We start from the raw sequence: 19,701 nt of genomic DNA, 5'->3' as shown, positions 1-19,701 counted from the left end.
ACGCCTCGCCGCCAGCAGCCTGATGCGCCTTGCTTTCGGCGAATCAGCTTGGATCGAAGTGTCTATCGTCTTATGCTAACTGTCAACACTTTTTCAAAGTAAGGGTTTTACCTGACAAGTGACTTCCTGACGTGAGTTATCGAGTCTGCAATCCAATGCGATCGATTGTCGCCGCGCTCCTTTGCAAGTGCGGCGCGTGCTCGTCTAACTTTGGCTTGTCTCCGACCTCGGCGGCGGAAGATCAGATTTTTCGAGGGGGTGTTTCACCTAGCGTTACGGCTGCCCCTCGCAGTTCTCTGCGCCCTCTAATCCGTCAACCCACGCAAGCCTCCGCTTGGTCCAGATTTCCCTAAGCGGGCGGCCCAGTTCGTATCGCTGCTTCAAGGCGCCCACGCGCAACGAATACACCGTAGGGTTTTCGACAGCGCATGAATACACGGGCGTGCCGCAGTTCTCGCAAAACGCGTGAACCCGCCTCACCCCACTGTCGCCAGTCTTCACATACTTTCGCGGAGTGCCGCTCAAGATGTGAAAATGCTCCGCCGGCGTCTGGATATTCACGCGAAACGCCGACCCCGTCAGCATCTGGCAATCGTCGCAATGACAGATTCCAATGCTCCCCATTCGCACCTCGGCTTCGTACCGAATAGTGTTGCAATGACACCGGCCCTCTACTTTCATCGTCCCTCCTCTGTGGAACTGCGGCAGTTACCGATCAACGTTACATACGACCGTGTCAACTTGACTAGCACGGATGTCCATGGCCCACACGAATGGACTATTTCAACGGTCGACGTGTTATCAATGATGGAGTACCCGTCCATCCATGTCGATGCTTAGTCCAAAGGAGTTTTAGTAATGCAAGAAAGCCCTGCGAATCCATCCGCCTACCTTAACAATCGCTTGCAAAAACCTGAAGGGACGAGGATCGGAATTGGCGTCACGTCTCCTTCGCCGGAACTGGTACAAATGTTCGCGCATGCCGGCTTCGACTATGTATTGATCGACATGGAGCATGGCCCGATTTCGATCGAAACTGCTTACCGGATGGTGACCGCCACCATCGGAACGCCTGCCGAAGCATGGATACGCGTGACACACAACGATGCCGCGCAGATCAAACTCGCACTCGACGCCGGCGCGAAGAACATCGTCGTGCCGATGATTACGTGTAAGGAAGAGGCGGAAGCAGCCGTGTCGTACGCAAAATACCCACCGCGTGGCATCCGTGGATGGGGACCGTTTCGCACGCAATACCAGTGGCAAACCAACATGCTCGACTATGCGCAGCGCGCTAATCAGGAAACCGGTGTAATTGCACTGATCGAACATCCGGGCGCGGTGCGCGACCTGGACGCGATTCTCGAGATTGACGGCCTGACCGGCGCAATCCCCGCTCCATTCGACCTGTCCGTTAACATGGGCTTCAGCGACGGCCCGAACCACGAAGAGGTACGCGAAGCAATCGAACTGGTGATGAAGAAGATCAAGGCTAAAGGGATGCGGCTTACGTCTTTCGCGATCACACCGGAACAGGCCGTCGCGGCGATGCGCCTCGGTGTGGACGATCTGTTTCTCGGCTTCGATCCGATGTTCATTCAGGCATCGGTGCAGCTATTCATGTCAAATGTCGCACGTCTGCGCGACGCGACATGATTTGCCGGCGCGACGGGTGTTGCGTCGCGCCTCACTAGTTCACGAACTCGCTGATGCACTGAAGGCCATTAGAATGCGTAATGCGACAACACCGTTCCACCGACACTCAGCCAAAAACGCACAATAGCGAGCAGCCACGTGAACTCTTCCAACGCGGGCGTCAAATTCCTGCATTCCCCGGGTCCCACACACGTACCGGACATCGTGCTCCAGGCGATGATGGCGCAACCCATGGACCTCAGTAATCCGCGCCTCGCTTCGTTGATAGAGAAGTGTGAGCAGGGTTTGCGGCGACTTCTCCATACATCGAGCGCTGAGGTGCTGATGTATGCGTCCAATGGCCATGGCGCATGGGAAGCGGTTATCGCAAATCTGCTTGGACCGGGGCGCAAGGTGCTCGTGGCAGGCAGTGGGTTCTTCGCTGAAGCGTGGGCACAGCACGCGGAGGCCTGCGGCGCACTGGCAATTCGTACCGCTAGCCGCTATGGAGCGCCGATCGATCCCCAACTGATCGAGCAAACGCTGCGCAGCGATACCGCCAGTGAAATCGTCGCCGTATTTGCCGTACAGACCGATACGTCAAGCGGCGTCACAAGCGACATCCGCGCAGTGCGGCAAGCAATCGATCGTGCGAAACATCCCGCGTTGCTTGCGGTAGACGCGGTGGCTTCACTGGCCGCGACACCGTTATTGATGGACGACTGGGGCGTAAATGTCGTAATAGGTGCGTCGCAAAAGGCGCTGATGCTGCCGCCCGGGCTTGCGTTCACTGTCGTCGACCAGCGCGCGCTCGAAGCCTCACGTCGCAATCCTGCGCCGCGCATGTATTGGGACTGGGACAGACGCGTCAGCGACCTGCTGTACCGCAAGTTCTGTGGCACGCCGCCGGAAAATCTGCTGATGGGCCTTGAAGCAGCACTTGCGCAGCTTGAACGCGAAGGACACGACCAGGTATTTGCCCGCCACGCGCGCGTTGCGCGCGCAGTTCATGCCGCCGTCGAACGATGGGGCGAACGCGGCGCACTATGGCTTGCAGTCGATCAACCGTCGGCGCGTTCCGCATCCGTCACTGCAATCAGCGTGCGTGAAGGCATCGATCCCGACCAGCTTTGCCAGGTGGCACGCGAACGCTTTCATGTCGCGGTGGCGGGCGGTGTAGGCCCGCAAGGCGGCACGGTATTTCGCATCGGCCACCTCGGCGACATCAACGAACCGATGATCCTCGGTTGTCTTGCGGGCGTGGAAGCAGCGCTGCGGCATCAGCAAATCCCGCTCGGCAACGGCGCCCTTGACTGCGCCATTGCCGCTCTCGGCGATCCGCACACGCATGACTAAATCGACTGCTTGCGCGTACAACCGCACCACGATTGGCGCATTCAGGCGTTAGTGGCCGCCCGACTTTTCTTGACCCGCTTTACCGTTTTCCTCGGGGCCTTGCCTACCGCATCGGCGACGCGTGAAGAAGAATCCGCGGCAGCAACCGGATTGCCGTTATCGTCCGTTTCGAATGTTTGCGACTGGAATGCAAAGAAGAACGCCAACCACTTGCCGCCCGGATAGCTGAAGAACAGACAGCCGTCCTGGTAGGCTCCGTTATCCCGCTTGAACTTACCGGAATTGCCCTGGTTCATGTGAATGTCGTGGATGCCGTTGCCCGGCACAAACTTGAAATACTGATCGGCTTTCTTCTCGGGACCCCACCTGTCGCCGAACGCATAGACGATTGAACCTTCCTGAGCGACAGCCTTGACAACGGCGTCCTCTAACTTGTCCTTCAGGTCGTTATTCGCGCCGGGTTCGTCGGGCGGCACCTCCTTCATCGTCTTCGGATTGACAAGACCGCCGCGCAGATAGTCCATCGCGAGCCCCCCGGACTTGCTGCGCAGCTTCGTGAAGCCCGCTTTGACGTCAGTGAGTTGCGCGGTCAGCTCCGTGGGCAGCGTCGTCTTCGCCTGGAAGAGCAGAGTCGATGGCGCATTGGGCGCGGACGACTTGACGTTCACTGCAATGCGAAACACCTGTTTCCCAGCATGAACGAGGATCTGATAATGATCGTCATCCGCGTCGCGCAGATGCCCCGCGATTGTCCCCTTTAGCAAACCGTAGTTCAGTGCCATGCGCTGTTCCTGAGAGTGGTTGATTGCGGCTACAACGTTCGATCAAACCATCTTCTTAACGGCGGATCATGACAAGCCTGCGACAATAAGCACGTCTTGCGGCAGCAACGCCTGAGCGGTCAACCCTGCACGTGCGCGTGCCAACCGATGCCGATTGCCAACCCCGCAGCGATGATGGCCAGAACGCTCAACGCGACGGCGAAAAATCGCAACTCCCGGTTGCGGGCAAACACAAACGCCATCGTCGCGACGCGGACCACGGGAAGCGCAATCACCGCCGCGATGCCCGAACGCACCAGTAGCGGTCCAGCCAACGTGACAGCGGCGTTCAGCTGCATGACATCCGCAAGCGCGGTGTCGACAAGCCCTGCCGCGATTAGCGCGCAGCTCAGCCACGTTCCCGCCGCGAGGAGCCGCGCAAGAACGGCATCCATGCGTTCGACGCGGGCTGCCGCCACTGTCTCGCTCTCGAGCGAAGCAACCACTATGCACCTCCCGTCAAAGATACGCCTAGCGCCGAACATCCCATTTGTATCGCGAGCAGTAGCAGCACAATCACAAACAGTACGCGAATCCTTTCGCCCGGTACCTTCATCAGGAGTTTCGCGCCAAGCACTGCGCCCACTACGGAACCCAATGCGACTGGCCCAGCGATCGCGGTGACGATTTCGCCACGGGCAAGGTAAACGCCGGCACTCGCCGCAGCTGTCACACCGATCATGAAATTGGACGTGGCAGACGAAACCTTGATTGGCAGCCGCAGCGCCGAATCCATCGCAGGAATCTTGAGCACACCACTGCCGATGCCGAGCAGCGCGGAAATCAACCCTGCACCGTACATCAGCATCATGCCGAGCCGAAGGCGGTGAATGCGATAAGAGACTTCGACGCCGGCTTGCGTGTCGGGGTAAGTAGAATGCAGCCTTGATTTAAACCATCCGTCTTGCGAGCGCATGTCATCCGGAGCGCCTGCCGGGTTCGACAAGTCGCGACGTTTGATGCCCATCTGATAGGCCGATACCGCCAGCACCACAGCAAAAATGGCGAACAGCACGCGTTCCGGTATCCAGCCCGACAACAAAACGCCTGATAGTGCACCGGCCGTAGTGGCAACTTCGAGCACGATCGCCAACCGCACGTTGGTCAGCCGCGCGCGAAAATACGACGCAGCACCGCCGCAAGAGCATGCAATCACTGAGACAATGCTCGCACCAATCGCCGTTCGCAAATCGAAATGGCCGAACAAGGTCAGCAACGGCACGATGAAAATGCCGCTTGCCATACCTAGCATGCCGCCGAGCGCGCTCGCTGCCAATGACGCAAGCAACAGCCACAGTACCATCGATACGCTCATGCAGCGCGCCCCACTTTGCGCTTTGCGTGTGTTGCCGGCCTGGTAAGACGTGTGACAAACTGGATCTTGTCACCACGGTAATACAGCTTCTCGTAGTCGACTGCGCGGCGCGACGTGCTATACGACGTCCGTTCAATCAGAAACAGCGGGCTGCCCACCGCGATTTTCAATGCGGCCGCAACCATCTTGTCCGCTGCGACGGCCTCCAGCCGGTACTCTGCTTCGCTCAGCGGCGTGTCGTATTCATTTTCGAGCAGGGTGAAAATTGGCTTGATCGCAAGATCGTCCGCAACGATCTTGCGACCGAGGTCGACGGGAAGATAGGTTTCGTCGTAGCTAAGCGGCATACCGTCGGCCAGCCGCACGCGGCGAATCGCAACAACCTCTGCGCCCAGAGGAACACCTAGTTTGCGCGCTACGTCAGCCGGCGCCGGGACGATCGACTTGCCGAGCACTCGCGCCGTCGCCTTCATGCCAAGCGCTTCCATGTCTTCGACAAAGCCCGTCAGACCCGTGAGCGCCTGCGCGATTTTCGGTCGTGCGACAAAGGTGCCTTTGCCACGCCGGATCTCGACGAGGCCCCGCTGCAGCAGATTCTGAATGGTCGTGCGGACCGTCGTGCGACTGACCGAGAATTCCTCGATCAGCTGCTCTTCGGATGGCAACTGGTCACCGACGGCCCACACGCCTTCCTGAATGCGTTGGGCCAGCGTTTCCTCGACCTGCACATACAACGGAAGAGAGGGATGTGGGGTCATGGAAAACATAGTGACATCATGACGTCACTACGTCAACGAGCATCAATCCGGCACACCACCTTCCTTTCAAAACGCTTCTATCGGCGCCATGGCGCGGCAACATGCTGCGGCATGTGATAGAAATAAGCCTGAGTTACCGTATCAAACCACGTCCGATTGCCGTTGTGACAGATCCGCTCGCGTAACCGTTGGCTCTGCGACTGTGCGCACAATGGCTCTAAGGCAAAAATCCAAACGTCTCTATACTGCTAACGTACGCGGAAATGCAGTTCGCCGCACGCGCTGCAAGACCTGTCAAAGCCGACCGTCCTTCGACGGTCGCGTCCACATATTGAACACGCTAAAGACCCGGAGAAACATGGATACCGCAACCTATACCGACACTCTGTTGCTAATCGATGGCGAATGGTGCGCAAGCGCAAGCGGCAAGACCATCGACGTAGTCAATCCCGCCACCGGCAATGTCATCGGCAAGGTCGCGCATGCCGGCATCGCGGATCTGGAGCGTGCCGTCGCGGCGTCCCGCCGCGGCTTCGAAGTTTGGCGCAAGGTGCCCGCATACGATCGCGCGGCCATCATGCGCAAAGCCGCTGCACTGTTGCGCGAGCGCGCAGAGCCGATTGCCCGCCTGATGACGCTGGAGCAAGGCAAGCCGTTTGCAGAAGCACGCATCGAAGTCATGTCGGGCGCCGACATCATCGAATGGTTCGCTGACGAAGGGCGCCGCACCTATGGCCGGATCGTGCCGGCACGCAACCCTGCCGCGCAACAAACCGTGGTCAAGGAGCCGGTGGGCCCGGTAGCCGCGTTTACGCCGTGGAACTTCCCGGTCAACCAGGTTGTGCGCAAGCTGTGCGCCGCGCTGGCCACGGGTTGCTCGTTCATCGTGAAGGCTCCGGAGGAAACACCGGCATCGCCGGCGCAACTGTTGCGCGCGTTCGTCGACGCGGGCGTACCGGCTGGCGTAATCGGCCTCGTGTTCGGCGAGCCTGCGGAAATTTCCCGCTTCCTGATCTCGCATCCGGTGATCCGCAAGGTGACGTTCACGGGCTCGACAGCAGTCGGCAAGCAGCTCGCGGCGCTCGCAGGCCAACACATGAAGCGCGTGACGATGGAGCTCGGCGGACATGCTCCGGTGATCGTCGCCGAAGATGCGGACGTCGCGCTCGCGGTGCGCGCCTCAGGCGCTGCCAAATTCCGTAATGCAGGTCAGGTGTGCATTTCGCCGACGCGCTTCCTCGTGCACAACAGCGTGCGCGAAGACTTCGCGCGTGAGCTCGTCAAGCACGCAGAGAGCCTGAAGCTCGGCGACGGACTTGCCGAAGGCACGACGCTCGGGCCGCTCGCCAATGCGCGTCGCTTGACAGCGATGTCCAGCATCGTCGCCAATGCGCGCGAGAAGGGCGCGACCATTGCTACCGGCGGCGAGCGTGTTTCCGGCGGCGGCAACTTCTTTACGCCAACCGTGCTAACCAATGTACCGTTGGAAGCGGATGTGTTCAACGAAGAGCCGTTTGGCCCGATCGCTGCGGTCCGCGGGTTCGACTCGCTCGAAGACGCCATTGCTGAGGCCAACCGTCTGCCTTACGGGCTGGCCGGTTATGCCTTCACGCGTTCGTTCAAAAACGTGCATCTGCTCACGCAATCGGTGGAAGTCGGCATGCTGTGGATCAACCAGCCTGCAACGCCGTGGCCGGAAATGCCGTTTGGCGGCGTCAAGGATTCGGGTTATGGCTCGGAGGGCGGGCCGGAAGCGCTCGAGCCGTACCTCGTGACGAAGTCGGTGACCGTTATGTCGGTCTAAGCTGTAAGTTCAAGCATACGTTGTGCAGACTGGGGCTTTTTAGCCCCAGTCCGTTTCGGCTTCATCTAATCTGCGCTTTGCGGCAACCTTAAAACCGATGCCGAATACCGGCAATCACGAGTTCCTGCGTCGATTTTCCGCCATCGACGAAAGCATCCGAAATCACCGCCTGGGCGGCGCCCATGCCGTTGCTTCCCGACGCGTGTCCGTAACTCATCGTGCCGTACAAATCCGTGCGCTTGCTAAGCGAGTAGTCCGCCGCGAGCGTAACCTGCTGATAGGTCGCCGATGAATCCCCATGCGACTTCAGATAGTTGTATCCCGTCTCGACCATCCACGCAGGCGTGACTTGCCAGACGACGAACGCAGAAGCGTTGTTGTAACGCTCGGCGGACTGGAAGGTCGAATGGCCATCCGCAAGATACTCCGAGTAGCTGTAGTACCCGCCCAGCGTGACGGGTCCCACTACGTAAGTTGCGCCGGCGCGCGCAATATTGATCGCACTCGCGGTGACGTAAGCATCATTGACAGGCGACAGAAAGATGCTGTCCGCACTGCTCGTTCCGCGAGTCGACAGTGTGGCGTTGCCGTTGTCGGCGTGCGAATAGCCGGCAGCCAACGTCAACGGCCCGCGGTTGTATGTGACGGCCGCGTTATATGCCTGCCCTGACGCGACCGACCCAGCAACTCCGCCGAAGCCATACATTGCCGCTGCCTGCAGCCCACCCCAGGATGGACTCGTCCACTTGACCGCATTGCTGTTGCGCACCGAACCGTCCGCGTTGTCGACATCGCCGGGTGCCGTAAAGTATTCGAGAAAGTTATCGCCCTGAATCGGCAGCACAAGGTCTTGCAGTGTGTCCTGCTGTCGGCCGAGGGTCACCGTGCCGAAATGCCCCGCCAGTCCGACATAGGCCTTGCGTCCGAACAGCAAGCCGGAATTCATTTTGCCGTTGTTGAGGTTGAAGCCGTTCTGCAAGTTGAACAGCGCACTCAGGCCGTCGCCCAGGTCCTCTGTTCCGCGCACGCCCCATTGGCTGATCGACATCTGCCCGGACTGCAGTTTGATTTCGTTGCTCGCGCCGCCCGTGTTGTGTGTGTACTGGATCGATTCATCGATGATCCCGTAAAGCGTCACCGAGCTCTGTGCAAACGACGCGCTGCAGATTCCCGCGGCACATAGGCCTACGGCCGTTGCTACCCATTTCATTGCATCACTCTCCCGTCGTTGTATGGCAAAAAGTCATCCAGACTGTTATTTAGAAAAATCTTCTCTAAATTCGTATACCTAACTTTAATTTTCAGATTGATTTCAGCAGATATACCGCTGTCATCGATCAAACGATCATCGGCGTGCCCGATGTCTGAAAAGACAGATCAACTCGCTCGCCACGTGCGCGGCAGCAAGCGCCGTGATGTCCGCGTGATCGTATGCGGGAGCCACTTCTACCACGTCCGCTCCGACCATATCGATACCCGTCAATCCACGAATGATGGATAGCGCCTGAGCAGTCGACAGCCCACCCGGCACAGGTGTACCCGTACCCGGAGCGAATGCCGGGTCAAGCCCGTCCACATCGAATGTGAAATAGGCCGGCCGATCTCCAACGATTTCCGTAATCCTTGCAATCGTCGCCTTCACACCGTTTTCATGCACCCATGGTGCGTCGAGCACCGAAATGCCCATGAAATCGTCGTTCCACGTGCGTATGCCAACTTGTACTGAGTGCGTGGGATCGATCAAACCCTCCCGCACGGCCTTGTAAAACATCGACCCGTGATTGAGACTGTCGGCCTGATCGTCCGGCCACGTATCGCAATGCGCATCGAAGTGGATCAGCGACAGCGGCTTGCCGAACTTCTCGGCATGAGCGACCAGCAACGGATAACTGATGTAGTGGTCGCCGCCGAATGTGAGCATTCTGGCACCGGCATCAAGGATCGTACGAGCATGCGCGATGATGGTTTCCTTGATCGTCGACGGATTGTGTACGTCGAGCCAGCAGTCGCCGTAGTCGATCACCGCATAGTCGTCGAATGGATTGACGCCCCATGGGTAGGGCAACAACACGCCCAGCTGACTGCTTGCCGCGCGTATCGCACGCGGCCCGAGACGGGCACCTGGCCGGTTGGTCGTCGCGATGTCGAGCGGTACGCCGGTTACCGCAAGATCGATACCGGCCAGGTCTTTCGTGTACAGGCGTCGCATGAACGACACGACGCCCGCGTACGTGTTCTCTTTCGACGAACCATACGGCGATTCGCGCCGGATCGCACCGTCACCGCGCAACACATGCTGCTTTTCCATAGTCCCGAACCGTATCCCGTATGAGCCGCCAAAGACATCCGGCACTCAGATGCCCAGTGCGCAACCATCCTTGCGATGGTCGGATGCACCGATCAACGCACCGTGTTCCCAATCGATCTGGATGGCCTGCGCACCACCGATCGCCCAGTTCGGCGCAACGAGCTCATAGCCACGGCGCGTGAGTTCTTCACGCGTATGCGCGGGCAACGTACCCTCGGCTTCGACGACATGGGTGCCTGGACGCGGGAAGAGCCGCGGCAAGTCCATTGCCGTTTGCAGGTCGAGGCCGTAGTCCAGCACTTTCGACAGGAAATGCGCATGCCCCATCGCCTGGTAGTGGCCGCCCATGACGCCGAACGTCATCTGTACTTTGCCGTCGCGAGTGACCATGCCGGGAATGATCGTGTGCATCGGTCGGGCATGCGGCGCAATTGCGTTCGGATGCCCCTCCTCCAGCGTGAAGCTCTGCCCGCGGTTGTGCAGCATCACACCGGTTTCTGCAGACATGATGCCGCTACCGAACGGATGGAATAGCGAGTTGATGAAGCTCGCGCAATTGCGATCCTTGTCGACTACGCAGATATAGACCGTGTCCTTGTGCTCCACGGGTCTTGCCAATGGCAGGTCACGCGACGCTTCCCGCTTGCCGATCTTTGAACACAACGCGTCGATGGACTCACCGGAAAGCAATTGATCGACATCCAACGCGCCATTGCGCGGATCGCCGAGCGACGCATCGCGGAGTGCATATGCAATACGTGTCGCGTCGATTTCTCGCTGCAGACGGTCAGCGCCTAGTGGATCGTCATTCGCGTCGAAGCGCTCGAGGATCTTCAAGATCAGCAAGGCAATAATGCCTTGCCCATTTGGCGGGCACTCGTGCACGTCATAGCCACGAAAGTTCGCTTTGATCGGCTTTACATACTCACCGTGAAATGCCGCGAAGTCGGCCATCGTATGCAGCCCGCCCGCCGCTCGAAGCGTTGCGACGATATCTTCGGCGATGAAGCCTTCGTAAAACACTCGCGACCCTGCTCGTCCAATTGCCTCAAGCGAACTAGCCAGCAACGGCTGCCGATGTACGCTACCGGCACGTGGTGACTGCCCATCGATCAGCATCCGTTCCCTGCTGGTTTTATCGCGCGACAACAATTGTGCCTGATGTGCCCAGTCGGACGCCGCGCGCGGCGCAACCGCATACCCATCTCGTGCAAGCTTGATTGCGGGCGCAAGCAGTTGCCCGAGCGGAATCGAGCCATGATCGCGGGACAGCGTCGCCCACGCGTCGACTGCGCCGGGTACCGTCACGGCATGCGGAGAGTGCCGGTCGATTGCAGTCACACCCAGCGAGCGAAGCGACGCGACGCTGGCCGCGGCAGGCGCCCAGCCCGAGCCATTGAATGCGACGATGTCATCCGTGCCACGACGGGAATACAGCGCAAAGCAGTCGCCACCGATGCCGGTCGATCCTGGTTCGACCACACACTGCACCGCGCAAGCAGCAATCGCCGCATCCATCGCGTTGCCGCCTGCCTCGAGCACTCTCACTGCAGCGAGCGTCGATGAAGGATGCGACGTCGCAGCCATACCTTCCGTGGACATCACCAGCGAACGTCCCGGCTGTTCAAAATCTCTCATTGGTCTGCTCCGTTCAACGCTTCGCAAGCGACATACGCCATGCGAGCGTGTCGTCCAGCGCCTTTTCCGACGCATCGAACATCTCGTCGATCTGCTCGTGCGTAATGATCAGCGGCGGGCAGAAGTTGAACGTGTCGCCCAGCGCGCGAGTAATCATGCCGTATTGCAAGGCGCGCGTACCAGCGTAAGCCGCCACGCCCTCGGACGGAGAAAACGCCTCTTTGGTTTCCTTGTTCGCAACCAGTTCGACTGCCGCGAGCAGGCCGGCACCGCGTGCCTCGCCAACCAGCGGATGCTTGCCGAGTTCGGCCAGACGCTGCTGGAAGTGCGGCGTGATGCTTCGCACGTGCTCGAGAATGCCGTCTTCTTCATAGATGCGCAGCGTCTCTAGCGCGACCGCCGCACACACTGGATGACCGCTATACGTAAAACCATGCCCGAAGGTGCCGATCTTTTCGCTTTCCGTCACCAACCCTTGATACACCGCTTCATTGACCATCAGCGCCGATATCGGCAAGTATCCGGCGGAAAGCTGCTTGGCCATGACGATCATGTCGGGACGCATGCCGTACGTTTGCGAGCCGAACATGTTGCCGGTGCGGCCAAACCCGCAGATCACCTCGTCCGCCACCAGCAGGATGTCGTACCGTTTCAGAACGGCCTGAATCTTCTCCATATAAGTGACCGGCGGCACGATCACGCCGCCGGACGCCATGATCGGCTCAGCGAAAAACGCCGCAATCGTATCGGCACCTTCTCTCAGGATCAGTTCCTCGAGCGACTGCGCGCAACGCGTTGCAAACTGCTCCTCAGATTCGCCAGGCTTGCCATATCGATAGTAGTGCGGGCAGTCGGTATGCAGCACGCGGTCGATCGGCAGATCGAAATCGCGGTGATTGTTAGGCAACCCTGTCAAGCTAGCCGAAGCAATCGTTACGCCGTGGTAAGCACGTGCGCGCGAAATGATCTTCTTCTTGTTCGGCCGCCCGAGCGCATTGTTGTAATACCAGATCAGCTTGACCGCGGTATCGTTGGCTTCTGAGCCGGAATTCGCAAAGAAAACCTTCGACATCGGCACCGGCGCCATCGAAATCAGCTTTTCCGCGAGCAGAATCGAAGGCTCCGAAGACTTGTGTCCGAATGAGTGATAGAACGGCAACTTCCTCATCTGCCGGTCTGCGGCATCGGCGAGCCTCGCTTCGCTAAAGCCAAGCGACGCGCAGAACAGACCTCCCAGGCCTTCGATATAGCGATTGCCTTCGGTGTCGTACACATAGACGCCTTCGCCGCGATCGATCACCATCGGCCCAACTTCGCGATGCAAGCTCAGGTTTGTATACGGGTGAAGATAGTGGTTAATGTCGTTCTGTTTCAGGTTTTGCATTGGAACCGTCCTTGGATCGTCTCGTCCATGATTTCGTCGCGCATTGCGATAGCCGGATCGCCATCACTACGACTTGGGGCACGACCTATTTCATCGCGCCGCATAAGAATTTCTGCAGGCGTTCGCTGCGTGGAGTCTTGAGTACCTCGCGCGGGTGCCCCTCTTCTTCCACCACGCCCTGATGCAAGAACACGACATGGTTCGACACCTCGCGCGCAAAGCCCATCTCGTGCGTGACGACGATCATCGTGCGTCCTTCTTCGGCAAGATCGCGCATTACCTTCAGCACATCGCCAACCAGTTCAGGATCGAGCGCCGAGGTCGGCTCATCGAACAGCAGCGCCTCCGGCTCCATCGCGAGCGCACGCGCAATCGCTACGCGCTGCTGTTGCCCGCCGGACAGATGCGCCGGGTATGCATTGGCGAAACGCGACATGCCGACCTGTTCGAGATAGCGCTGTGCACGCTCCGTGGCTTCTGCACTGCTCAGCTTGAGTACATGGCGAGGCGCTTCGACAACGTTTTCCAGCACCGTCATATGCGCCCACAGGTTGAAATGCTGAAACACCATCGCGAGCCGGGTGCGCATGTTGCGCAACTGCGCCGGATCGGAAATGCGTGTCCTGCCGCTCTTGTCGATCAAGGTCCGGACTTCCCTGCCATTGAGCGTGACGCATCCCGACGACGGCGACTCGAGGAAGTTGATACAGCGCAGCAGCGTGCTCTTGCCGGAGCCGGACGATCCGATCATGCTGATCACGTCGCCACGCTTCGCGACGAGCGAGATGCCCTTCAGCACCTCGTTATCGCCATAGCGTTTATGCAGGTTCTCAACGGTTAATGCGTTCATTGATATCGCTTCAGCCTCTGGCAAGGTTGGCAAAATGTTGTGGCCGCAGATGAACGAGGTATTTGCGTTCAGTCAGGCGGATCAGGAACGTGAGGATCGCAGTGAGCCCGAAATACACCGTTCCAACCGAGATGAACGCCTCGAACGGCGCGTAATAGTTCGCATAGAAGTCGCGTGCGGCGCCCGTCAGATCGACCAGCGTAATCGCACTGACAAGCGACGTGCCATGCAGCATCAGGATGACTTCATTGCTATAGGCCGGGATAAAGCGGCGTAGCGCGGAAGGCAGAAGAATTCGCCGCCACGCGGTGAACCGGTTCATTCCATACGCTTGTGCCGCTTCAATCTCGCCGTACGGCGTTGCCCTTAATGCACCAGCGAGAATTTCGGTCGTATAGGCGCAGGTATTGGCAACGAGTGCGATCAGCCCGCAGCTGAACGGATCACGCAGCAGCAACAACACAGGATTGCCGCGCTGCCATGCGTCCTGCACCCATTGAAACTGACCAAACCCGTAGTAGACGATCATCAGTTGCGCGAGCAACGGCGTGCCGCGAATGAACCATGTGTAAGCAGCCACCGGTCCGCTAAGCAGCCGGTTAGGCGAGACGCGCAATACCGCCAGCGGAATCGCGATTAACAGACCGAGACCGAGGGAATAGACGGTCAGTTGAACCGTCACCCAAAGTCCGCTGGCGTATGCCGGAAACAGTTGGGCGATTTCGTCGTAACTCATGAATGCAGTCTCCCTTCACGTACGCCGCGGTTCAGTTGTACACGCGTGCGCGCAAGGGCTGCCGTCGAACCCGTGGTCACCAGCAGATAGACCACGCATGCGGCGAGATAGAAAGTCATCGGCGCCTGTGTAGTGCGACCCGCCTGGTCAGCGATGAACATCACGTCGTGCAGACCAATCAGCGATGCAATGGCGGTTGTCTTCAATAGCACCAGCCAGTTGTTGACCGCTGCCGGCAACGCAAGGCGCACCATCTGCGGAAACAGGATGCGGCGAAACGCGAGCCAACCGGAAAAGCCATACGCGCGCGCAGCCTCCATCTGGCCGCGCGGCACATTGAGAATGGCGCCGCGGAAAGTCTCGGTATAGTAAGCACCGAAAATAAAGCCGATCGTGAACACCGCGGTTGCAAAAGCATTCACGTCCGGCGCATGGAAGCCAAGTGCGGATGAAATGCGATTCAGGATGATCTGGCCGCCATAGAACACCAGCAACATCATGACGAACTCAGGCACGCCACGAATCAGCGTGGTGTACGCGGTAGCGAGCGACACCAGCACACGCGAGTTCGACAGTTTGGCCATTGCGCCGGCCATGCCTACGCATACCGCCAGCGCGACCGACAAGATCGCAAGCGCAAGCGTAAGCTCTGCGCCTCTGACTAGTGCGGGCAAATATTGCTGCAGTTCTGACATGACCATCCTTCGGCGTCGTCTTCAGGCACCCGGCATTCCGGAAATCCGCAACCTCACGCTATGCATCAATAGATGTCGAAATCGAAGTACTTCTTTTCGATCGTCTGGTATGTGCCGTTCGCGCGAATCGCACTGATCGCCTGGTTGAACTGCTGCTGCAGATCTGCACCGGACTTGCGCACCGGAATGCCATAACCTTCGCCAAGCAGCGTCTTTTGCTCCGGGGTCGCGCCGACGAGCGGTGCGCCGACGAACTTGTAGTTGGCGCCTTCTGGCTTCGTCAGAAACGCGGCATACGCGGCCGTCGCGTCCTGCAGTGCCGCGTCGATGCGGCCGGACTTCAGGTCGAGGAACACTTCATCCTGCGTTTGATAGCGCACCAGTTGCACGCCGTTCGGCACCCAGTAGGCGTTCGCGTATTTGTCTCCCAGCGTGCCACGCTGCACGCCGACGCGCTTACCCTTCAGTTCCGCGGGCGTTGCGTCCTTGATCGGGCTGTTCTTCGATACCACCAGCCGGCGCGGCGTGTTGTAGTACTTATCCGTGAACAAAACCTTTTGCTTACGCTCAGCGGTAATCGCCACCGACGCGACGATCGCATCGATTTTCTCCGCTTGCAGCGCAGGAATCAGGCCATCCCAATTGATCTGCACCAGTGTGCAATTTGCGTGCATCTGTGTGCATAGCGCGTGGATCATGTCGATATCAAAGCCTACTGGCGTACCGTCGGGCTGGATCGACGAGAACGGCGGATAAGCGCCTTCATAGCCGATGCGAATGTCCTTCCACTCTTTTGCGTGGACATTGACGGCGCCTAGCGCAAAAGCCATCAGCAGCAGGAATTTTTTCATGCCTCGTTTCATGTCGGTGCTCTAAAAATATATTGTTGGAAATGACCGCTTGCTTAAATCGACCGATCGGTCCGTTCTTTTCGTGAGTAGTACACCTTACGGATGTAAGCGACGGTCTTACCAACCGTCGTCACATGCTTAGCTATCGCTCGTCATCCATTCGCGCAATGCAGGCACGGTCGCTTCGATGTGCTCCCGCACTGCCGCTTCGAGCAGCAATGGGTCACCTGTGCCGATCGCGCTGATGATGGTCATGTGGTCGTCGCGGGACGACATCTGCTTGTCGGCCAATTCGAGCCACAGCCGCATATGCGGTTCAACGACCGTATGCAGCCCGCCGATCTGCGAGACGAGGCGCCGACGCCCGCACAACTGGCAGAGGTACTCGTGAAAATTGCGGTGTGCGGTAACCCACTGCTGCATGTCCTGCTCGAGGCTCTCCATCACACCGATCAGGCGCGTCAGCTCCGCGACGTGTTCGTCCGTGATTCTTGGCATTGCCATACGGGCGGCGAGTCCTTCCAGCGCGCCGCGCATGCAGAACACCTCTTCCATTTCATCGGCATCGAGACCGCGCACCACCGCACCTCGATTGGGCCGAATTACCACCAGCCCTTCGCTGGCGAGCCGCCGAAACGCTTCGCGCACAGGCATACGGCTCGTATTGATTTCGGTGGCGATTTCTTCGGGAATCAGTCGGTCGCCGGCTTTATAGGTGCCCATACGGATCCGGTAGAGGACGTACGCATACGCCTCTTCTTCTGCGGTGGCGGGGAAACGGGTGTGCAGCGAGTGCGCGTGGCTTTCCATGATTTCAGAGCACAACGGCACGAGTTGAATGACGCGTGGGCAGCGATGCAAGGATGTGCGTGAGCGCGAGCTTGTGTCGCCTGGTGCCGATTCGAATCATGAAATTGATTTGTAAGAGTGGATATACGCATCTACGGATGCAATATACCTCGCCAAAAAGCTTGTCGAATAGTAGTAAACCCTGGAGCTGCGAAGACAGTTGACGGAATTGGACGCGAGCGGCCGGCACGCACCTATTCCAGTTTCGACGATTTGCTTGTAACGAACGATCGGTTTTTCGCCCGTAAGCTGACGGGTACGATGGGTCCGTGCCAACTACGATGGACTCGCAGCCCGTTATGTCTCGCGCTAAACCACTCAAAGATCGCCGCGCATTTCTACGCGTTACCGTCGGTGTAGCGGCAGCAGCCGCGACGCTTGCGAGCACAACGACCACGTTCGCGCAAACGGAAGCACAAAAAGGAGCGCAACCGGAGTCGCAAGGGGGAGCGCAAGCCGCAACGCGTGCATTGCGCATCGGCAATCAAAAAGGCTACCTGAATCTGCTGAAGGCGCGCGGCACGCTTGAAAAGCGTCTGGCGCCGCTTGGTGTATCGGTCAGCTGGACTGAGTTCTCTGCCGGACCCGTGCAGCTTGAGGCTCTGAACGTGGGTTCGATTGATTTTGGCGACGTCGGTGAAGCGCCGCCGATTTTTGCCCAGGCCGCCGGCGCGCCGCTCGCCTACATCGCCGCCACCGTGACGCGTCCGGAGTCCGAGGCCGTGCTCGTGCTACCTGGTTCGCCCATCCGTTCGGTATCGGATCTGAAAGGCAAAAAGATCGCGCTCAACAAAGGTAGCAACGTCCACTATTTCCTGGTTCAGTTGCTCCGTCAGCACGGCCTGCAATATGGCGACGTGCATCTCGTGTTCCTCGCCCCCGCAGATGCGCGGGCGGCTTTCGAGCGCGCATCGGTGGACGCGTGGGTCATCTGGGACCCGTTCTTCGCGGCGGCACAGCAGGCTCCAGGCGCACGCTCAATTGCGGATGCAAGCGGCGTGGTTGGTAACCGTGCTTACTATTTCTCGTCGCAAGCGTATGCACGGAACAATCCCGACGTGATCCGCATCGTGCTCGAGGAACTGAACAAGGTCGATCGCTGGGGAAGCCAGAACAAGGATCAGCTGGCGGGCGAGCTTGCGCAACTATGGGGTTTGCCGCCCGCCGTTGTCGCGCGTGCGGTGCACCGCCAAAGGTTCGGTACGGTGCCGGTTACGCGCGAGATCCTCGGCGAGCAGCAGCGGATCGCCGATACCTTCACCGAACTAGGCCTGATTCCACGGCCTATCGACGTACTGAAAGCAGCGCCACCCAATCTCGCCTGAAGCATTGGACGGCCACCGCCGCTAGATGGCCTACCTGAAGAAGCGGTTTTCAGGCCGCGGCAGCCCGAGATGTTCGCGCAGCGTGCTGCCCTCATACTCGCGCCTGAAAATACCGCGCCGCTGCAATTCCGGCACAACCTTATCGACGAAATCGTCGAGGCCAACCGGCAGATGCGGAAACATCACGTTAAAGCCATCCGAGCCCTCCTCGACGAGCCACTGCTCCATCTGGTCCGCGATCGTCGTCGGCGTGCCGACCATCTCGAGCCCGGAGTAGCCGCCGATGCGCTGCGCGAGCTGCCGGATCGTCAGTTGATCCCTGCGCGCCCAGTCGATCACCCGTTGGCGGGCGCTCTTGCTCGCATTGGTTTCAGGAATCTCGGGCAATGGGCCATCGGGATCGAAGCCTGACACATCGTGCCCGAGTGCAATCGACAATGAAGCGATGCCACTGTCGTAGTGAACCAGCGTGTCGAGAAAGGCACGCTTGTCACGCGCCTCGTCGAGCGAATCGCCAACCACCACAAACGCGCCGGGCAGAATCTTCAAATGATCGCGCGGCCGGCCAAGCTTGTCGAGCCGGCCTTTGACATCCGCGTAAAAACGCTTGCCGTCCTCTAGCGAAGACTGTGCTGTGAATACTGCATCGGCTGTTTCCGCAGCGATCTGGCGGCCGGCTTCGGACGACCCTGCCTGCACCACCACCGGCCAGCCCTGCACCGGACGTGCAACGTTCAACGGCCCGCGCACCGAGAAGTGCTCGCCCTTGTGGTCCAGCACATGCACCTTCTCCGGGTCCACGTACAGCCCGCTGGCGACGTCGCGCACAAACGCGTCGTCGGCCCAGCTATCCCACAGGCCAGTGACCACGTCGTAGAACTCCCGTGCGCGCCGGTACCGCTCGCCATGCTCGACATGTTCGTCGAGACCGAAGTTCAATGCGGCATCCGGATTCGCGGTCGTGACCAGGTTCCAGCCGGCGCGGCCGCCGCTCAGGTGATCGAGCGACGCAAATCGTCGTGCAACGTGATACGGCTCGTCGTAGGTAGTCGAAGAAGTGCCGACCAGGCCGATGCGTTCGGTCACCGCGGCGAGCGCCGCAAGCAGCGTGAAGGGTTCGAATGACGTGACGGTGTGGCTGCGCTTGAGCGCATTCACCGGCATGTTCAACACCGCGAGGTGATCCGCCATAAAGAAGGCATCGAAGCGGCCGCGCTCGAGCGTCTGAGCGAAACGCTTCAGATGCGCGAAATTGAAATTGGCATCGGGATAGGCACCGGGAACGCGCCACGCGCCGGTATGCAAACTGACCGGACGCATAAAGGCGCCGAGATGAAGCTGGCGTGAACGGGTCATAGTGTCGCGGCGCGCGAGCG

19 protein-coding genes are annotated in these 19,701 nt (G+C 59.3%); 4 read left to right on the top strand and 15 right to left on the bottom strand.

The features are described 5' to 3' along the window. Window positions 1-273: 273 nt before the first annotated feature. On the bottom strand, window positions 274-681 hold the full coding sequence (locus tag ACYVNQ_RS20685) for a GFA family protein (RefSeq protein WP_460904441.1): 408 nt from the start codon (window positions 679-681) through the stop codon (window positions 274-276). A 177-nt stretch (window positions 682-858) separates the two neighbouring features. On the opposite strand from ACYVNQ_RS20685, the gene ACYVNQ_RS20680 reads away from it, so the two are divergent. Further along, window positions 859-1,656 (top strand): HpcH/HpaI aldolase family protein, encoded by a 798-nt coding sequence (locus ACYVNQ_RS20680; protein WP_460904440.1) that lies wholly within the window; start codon window positions 859-861, stop codon window positions 1,654-1,656. A gap of 138 nt (window positions 1,657-1,794) precedes the next feature. Further along, the gene (locus ACYVNQ_RS20675) at window positions 1,795-2,991 is read left to right on the top strand and encodes a pyridoxal-phosphate-dependent aminotransferase family protein (RefSeq protein ID WP_460904439.1); all 1,197 of its coding nucleotides are present in this window, start codon (window positions 1,795-1,797) and stop codon (window positions 2,989-2,991) included. A 41-nt stretch (window positions 2,992-3,032) separates the two neighbouring features. Here ACYVNQ_RS20675 and ACYVNQ_RS20670 read toward each other — a convergent pair whose 3' ends face one another. From ACYVNQ_RS20670 to ACYVNQ_RS20655, 4 genes are all read right to left on the bottom strand, one after another. Next, on the bottom strand, window positions 3,033-3,773 hold the full coding sequence (locus ACYVNQ_RS20670; RefSeq protein ID WP_460904438.1) for a DUF2278 family protein: 741 nt from the start codon (window positions 3,771-3,773) through the stop codon (window positions 3,033-3,035). A gap of 119 nt (window positions 3,774-3,892) precedes the next feature. After that, the gene (locus ACYVNQ_RS20665) at window positions 3,893-4,258 is read right to left on the bottom strand and encodes a DUF1634 domain-containing protein (RefSeq protein ID WP_460904437.1); all 366 of its coding nucleotides are present in this window, start codon (window positions 4,256-4,258) and stop codon (window positions 3,893-3,895) included. Beyond that, complete coding sequence (locus ACYVNQ_RS20660; RefSeq protein ID WP_460904436.1) at window positions 4,258-5,127, bottom strand: sulfite exporter TauE/SafE family protein; 870 nt, start codon at window positions 5,125-5,127, stop codon at window positions 4,258-4,260. The genes ACYVNQ_RS20665 and ACYVNQ_RS20660 overlap by 1 nt, the downstream gene beginning before the upstream one ends. Then, a complete protein-coding gene (locus tag ACYVNQ_RS20655; RefSeq protein WP_460904435.1) occupies window positions 5,124-5,894 on the bottom strand; it encodes a GntR family transcriptional regulator in 771 nt (256 codons plus the stop codon). The genes ACYVNQ_RS20660 and ACYVNQ_RS20655 overlap by 4 nt, the downstream gene beginning before the upstream one ends. 349 nt (window positions 5,895-6,243) lie before the next feature. On the opposite strand from ACYVNQ_RS20655, the gene ACYVNQ_RS20650 reads away from it, so the two are divergent. Continuing rightward, window positions 6,244-7,689, top strand: coding sequence for an NAD-dependent succinate-semialdehyde dehydrogenase (locus tag ACYVNQ_RS20650; protein WP_460904434.1), 1,446 nt, complete (start codon window positions 6,244-6,246; stop codon window positions 7,687-7,689). Between the two features lie 88 nt (window positions 7,690-7,777). Here ACYVNQ_RS20650 and ACYVNQ_RS20645 read toward each other — a convergent pair whose 3' ends face one another. The 9 genes from ACYVNQ_RS20645 to ACYVNQ_RS20605 all read right to left on the bottom strand — a co-directional run bounded on the left by ACYVNQ_RS20645 (window position 7,778) and on the right by ACYVNQ_RS20605 (window position 16,961). Further along, window positions 7,778-8,899 (bottom strand): porin, encoded by a 1,122-nt coding sequence (locus tag ACYVNQ_RS20645; protein ID WP_460904433.1) that lies wholly within the window; start codon window positions 8,897-8,899, stop codon window positions 7,778-7,780. Between the two features lie 135 nt (window positions 8,900-9,034). After that, on the bottom strand, window positions 9,035-9,997 hold the full coding sequence (speB, locus tag ACYVNQ_RS20640; protein ID WP_460904432.1) for an agmatinase: 963 nt from the start codon (window positions 9,995-9,997) through the stop codon (window positions 9,035-9,037). Window positions 9,998-10,042: 45 nt separating this feature from the next. Next, window positions 10,043-11,635 carry a gamma-glutamyltransferase family protein gene (locus ACYVNQ_RS20635; protein ID WP_460904431.1) on the bottom strand — a complete coding sequence of 531 codons (1,593 nt, stop codon included), beginning with the start codon at window positions 11,633-11,635 and terminating at the stop codon, window positions 10,043-10,045. Window positions 11,636-11,648: 13 nt separating this feature from the next. Then, window positions 11,649-13,019, bottom strand: a complete 1,371-nt coding sequence (locus ACYVNQ_RS20630) for an aspartate aminotransferase family protein (RefSeq protein WP_460904429.1) — start codon at window positions 13,017-13,019, stop codon at window positions 11,649-11,651. Window positions 13,020-13,104: 85 nt separating this feature from the next. Next, entirely contained in the window at window positions 13,105-13,869 is a 765-nt protein-coding gene (locus ACYVNQ_RS20625; RefSeq protein ID WP_460904428.1) for an ABC transporter ATP-binding protein, read from the bottom strand. Between the two features lie 10 nt (window positions 13,870-13,879). Then, window positions 13,880-14,605 carry an ABC transporter permease gene (locus ACYVNQ_RS20620; protein ID WP_460904427.1) on the bottom strand — a complete coding sequence of 242 codons (726 nt, stop codon included), beginning with the start codon at window positions 14,603-14,605 and terminating at the stop codon, window positions 13,880-13,882. Then, a complete protein-coding gene (locus ACYVNQ_RS20615) occupies window positions 14,602-15,300 on the bottom strand; it encodes an ABC transporter permease (RefSeq protein ID WP_460904426.1) in 699 nt (232 codons plus the stop codon). The genes ACYVNQ_RS20620 and ACYVNQ_RS20615 overlap by 4 nt, the downstream gene beginning before the upstream one ends. Window positions 15,301-15,365: 65 nt before the next feature. Further along, complete coding sequence (locus tag ACYVNQ_RS20610; protein ID WP_460904425.1) at window positions 15,366-16,151, bottom strand: ABC transporter substrate-binding protein; 786 nt, start codon at window positions 16,149-16,151, stop codon at window positions 15,366-15,368. Between the two features lie 138 nt (window positions 16,152-16,289). Continuing rightward, window positions 16,290-16,961 (bottom strand): GntR family transcriptional regulator, encoded by a 672-nt coding sequence (locus ACYVNQ_RS20605; protein ID WP_460904424.1) that lies wholly within the window; start codon window positions 16,959-16,961, stop codon window positions 16,290-16,292. Window positions 16,962-17,299: 338 nt separating this feature from the next. Between ACYVNQ_RS20605 and ACYVNQ_RS20600 the strand changes: the two genes are divergently transcribed. Then, window positions 17,300-18,325: a sulfonate ABC transporter substrate-binding protein gene (locus ACYVNQ_RS20600; protein ID WP_460904423.1), complete on the top strand. Its 1,026-nt coding sequence runs from the start codon at window positions 17,300-17,302 to the stop codon at window positions 18,323-18,325. Window positions 18,326-18,355: 30 nt separating this feature from the next. Here ACYVNQ_RS20600 and ACYVNQ_RS20595 read toward each other — a convergent pair whose 3' ends face one another. After that, window positions 18,356-19,681, bottom strand: a complete 1,326-nt coding sequence (locus tag ACYVNQ_RS20595) for an LLM class flavin-dependent oxidoreductase (protein WP_460904422.1) — start codon at window positions 19,679-19,681, stop codon at window positions 18,356-18,358. Window positions 19,682-19,701: the final 20 nt, after the last annotated feature.

Source organism: Paraburkholderia jirisanensis (genome assembly GCF_054782355.1).
This window is presented reverse-complemented; position numbering and strand designations above follow the sequence as displayed.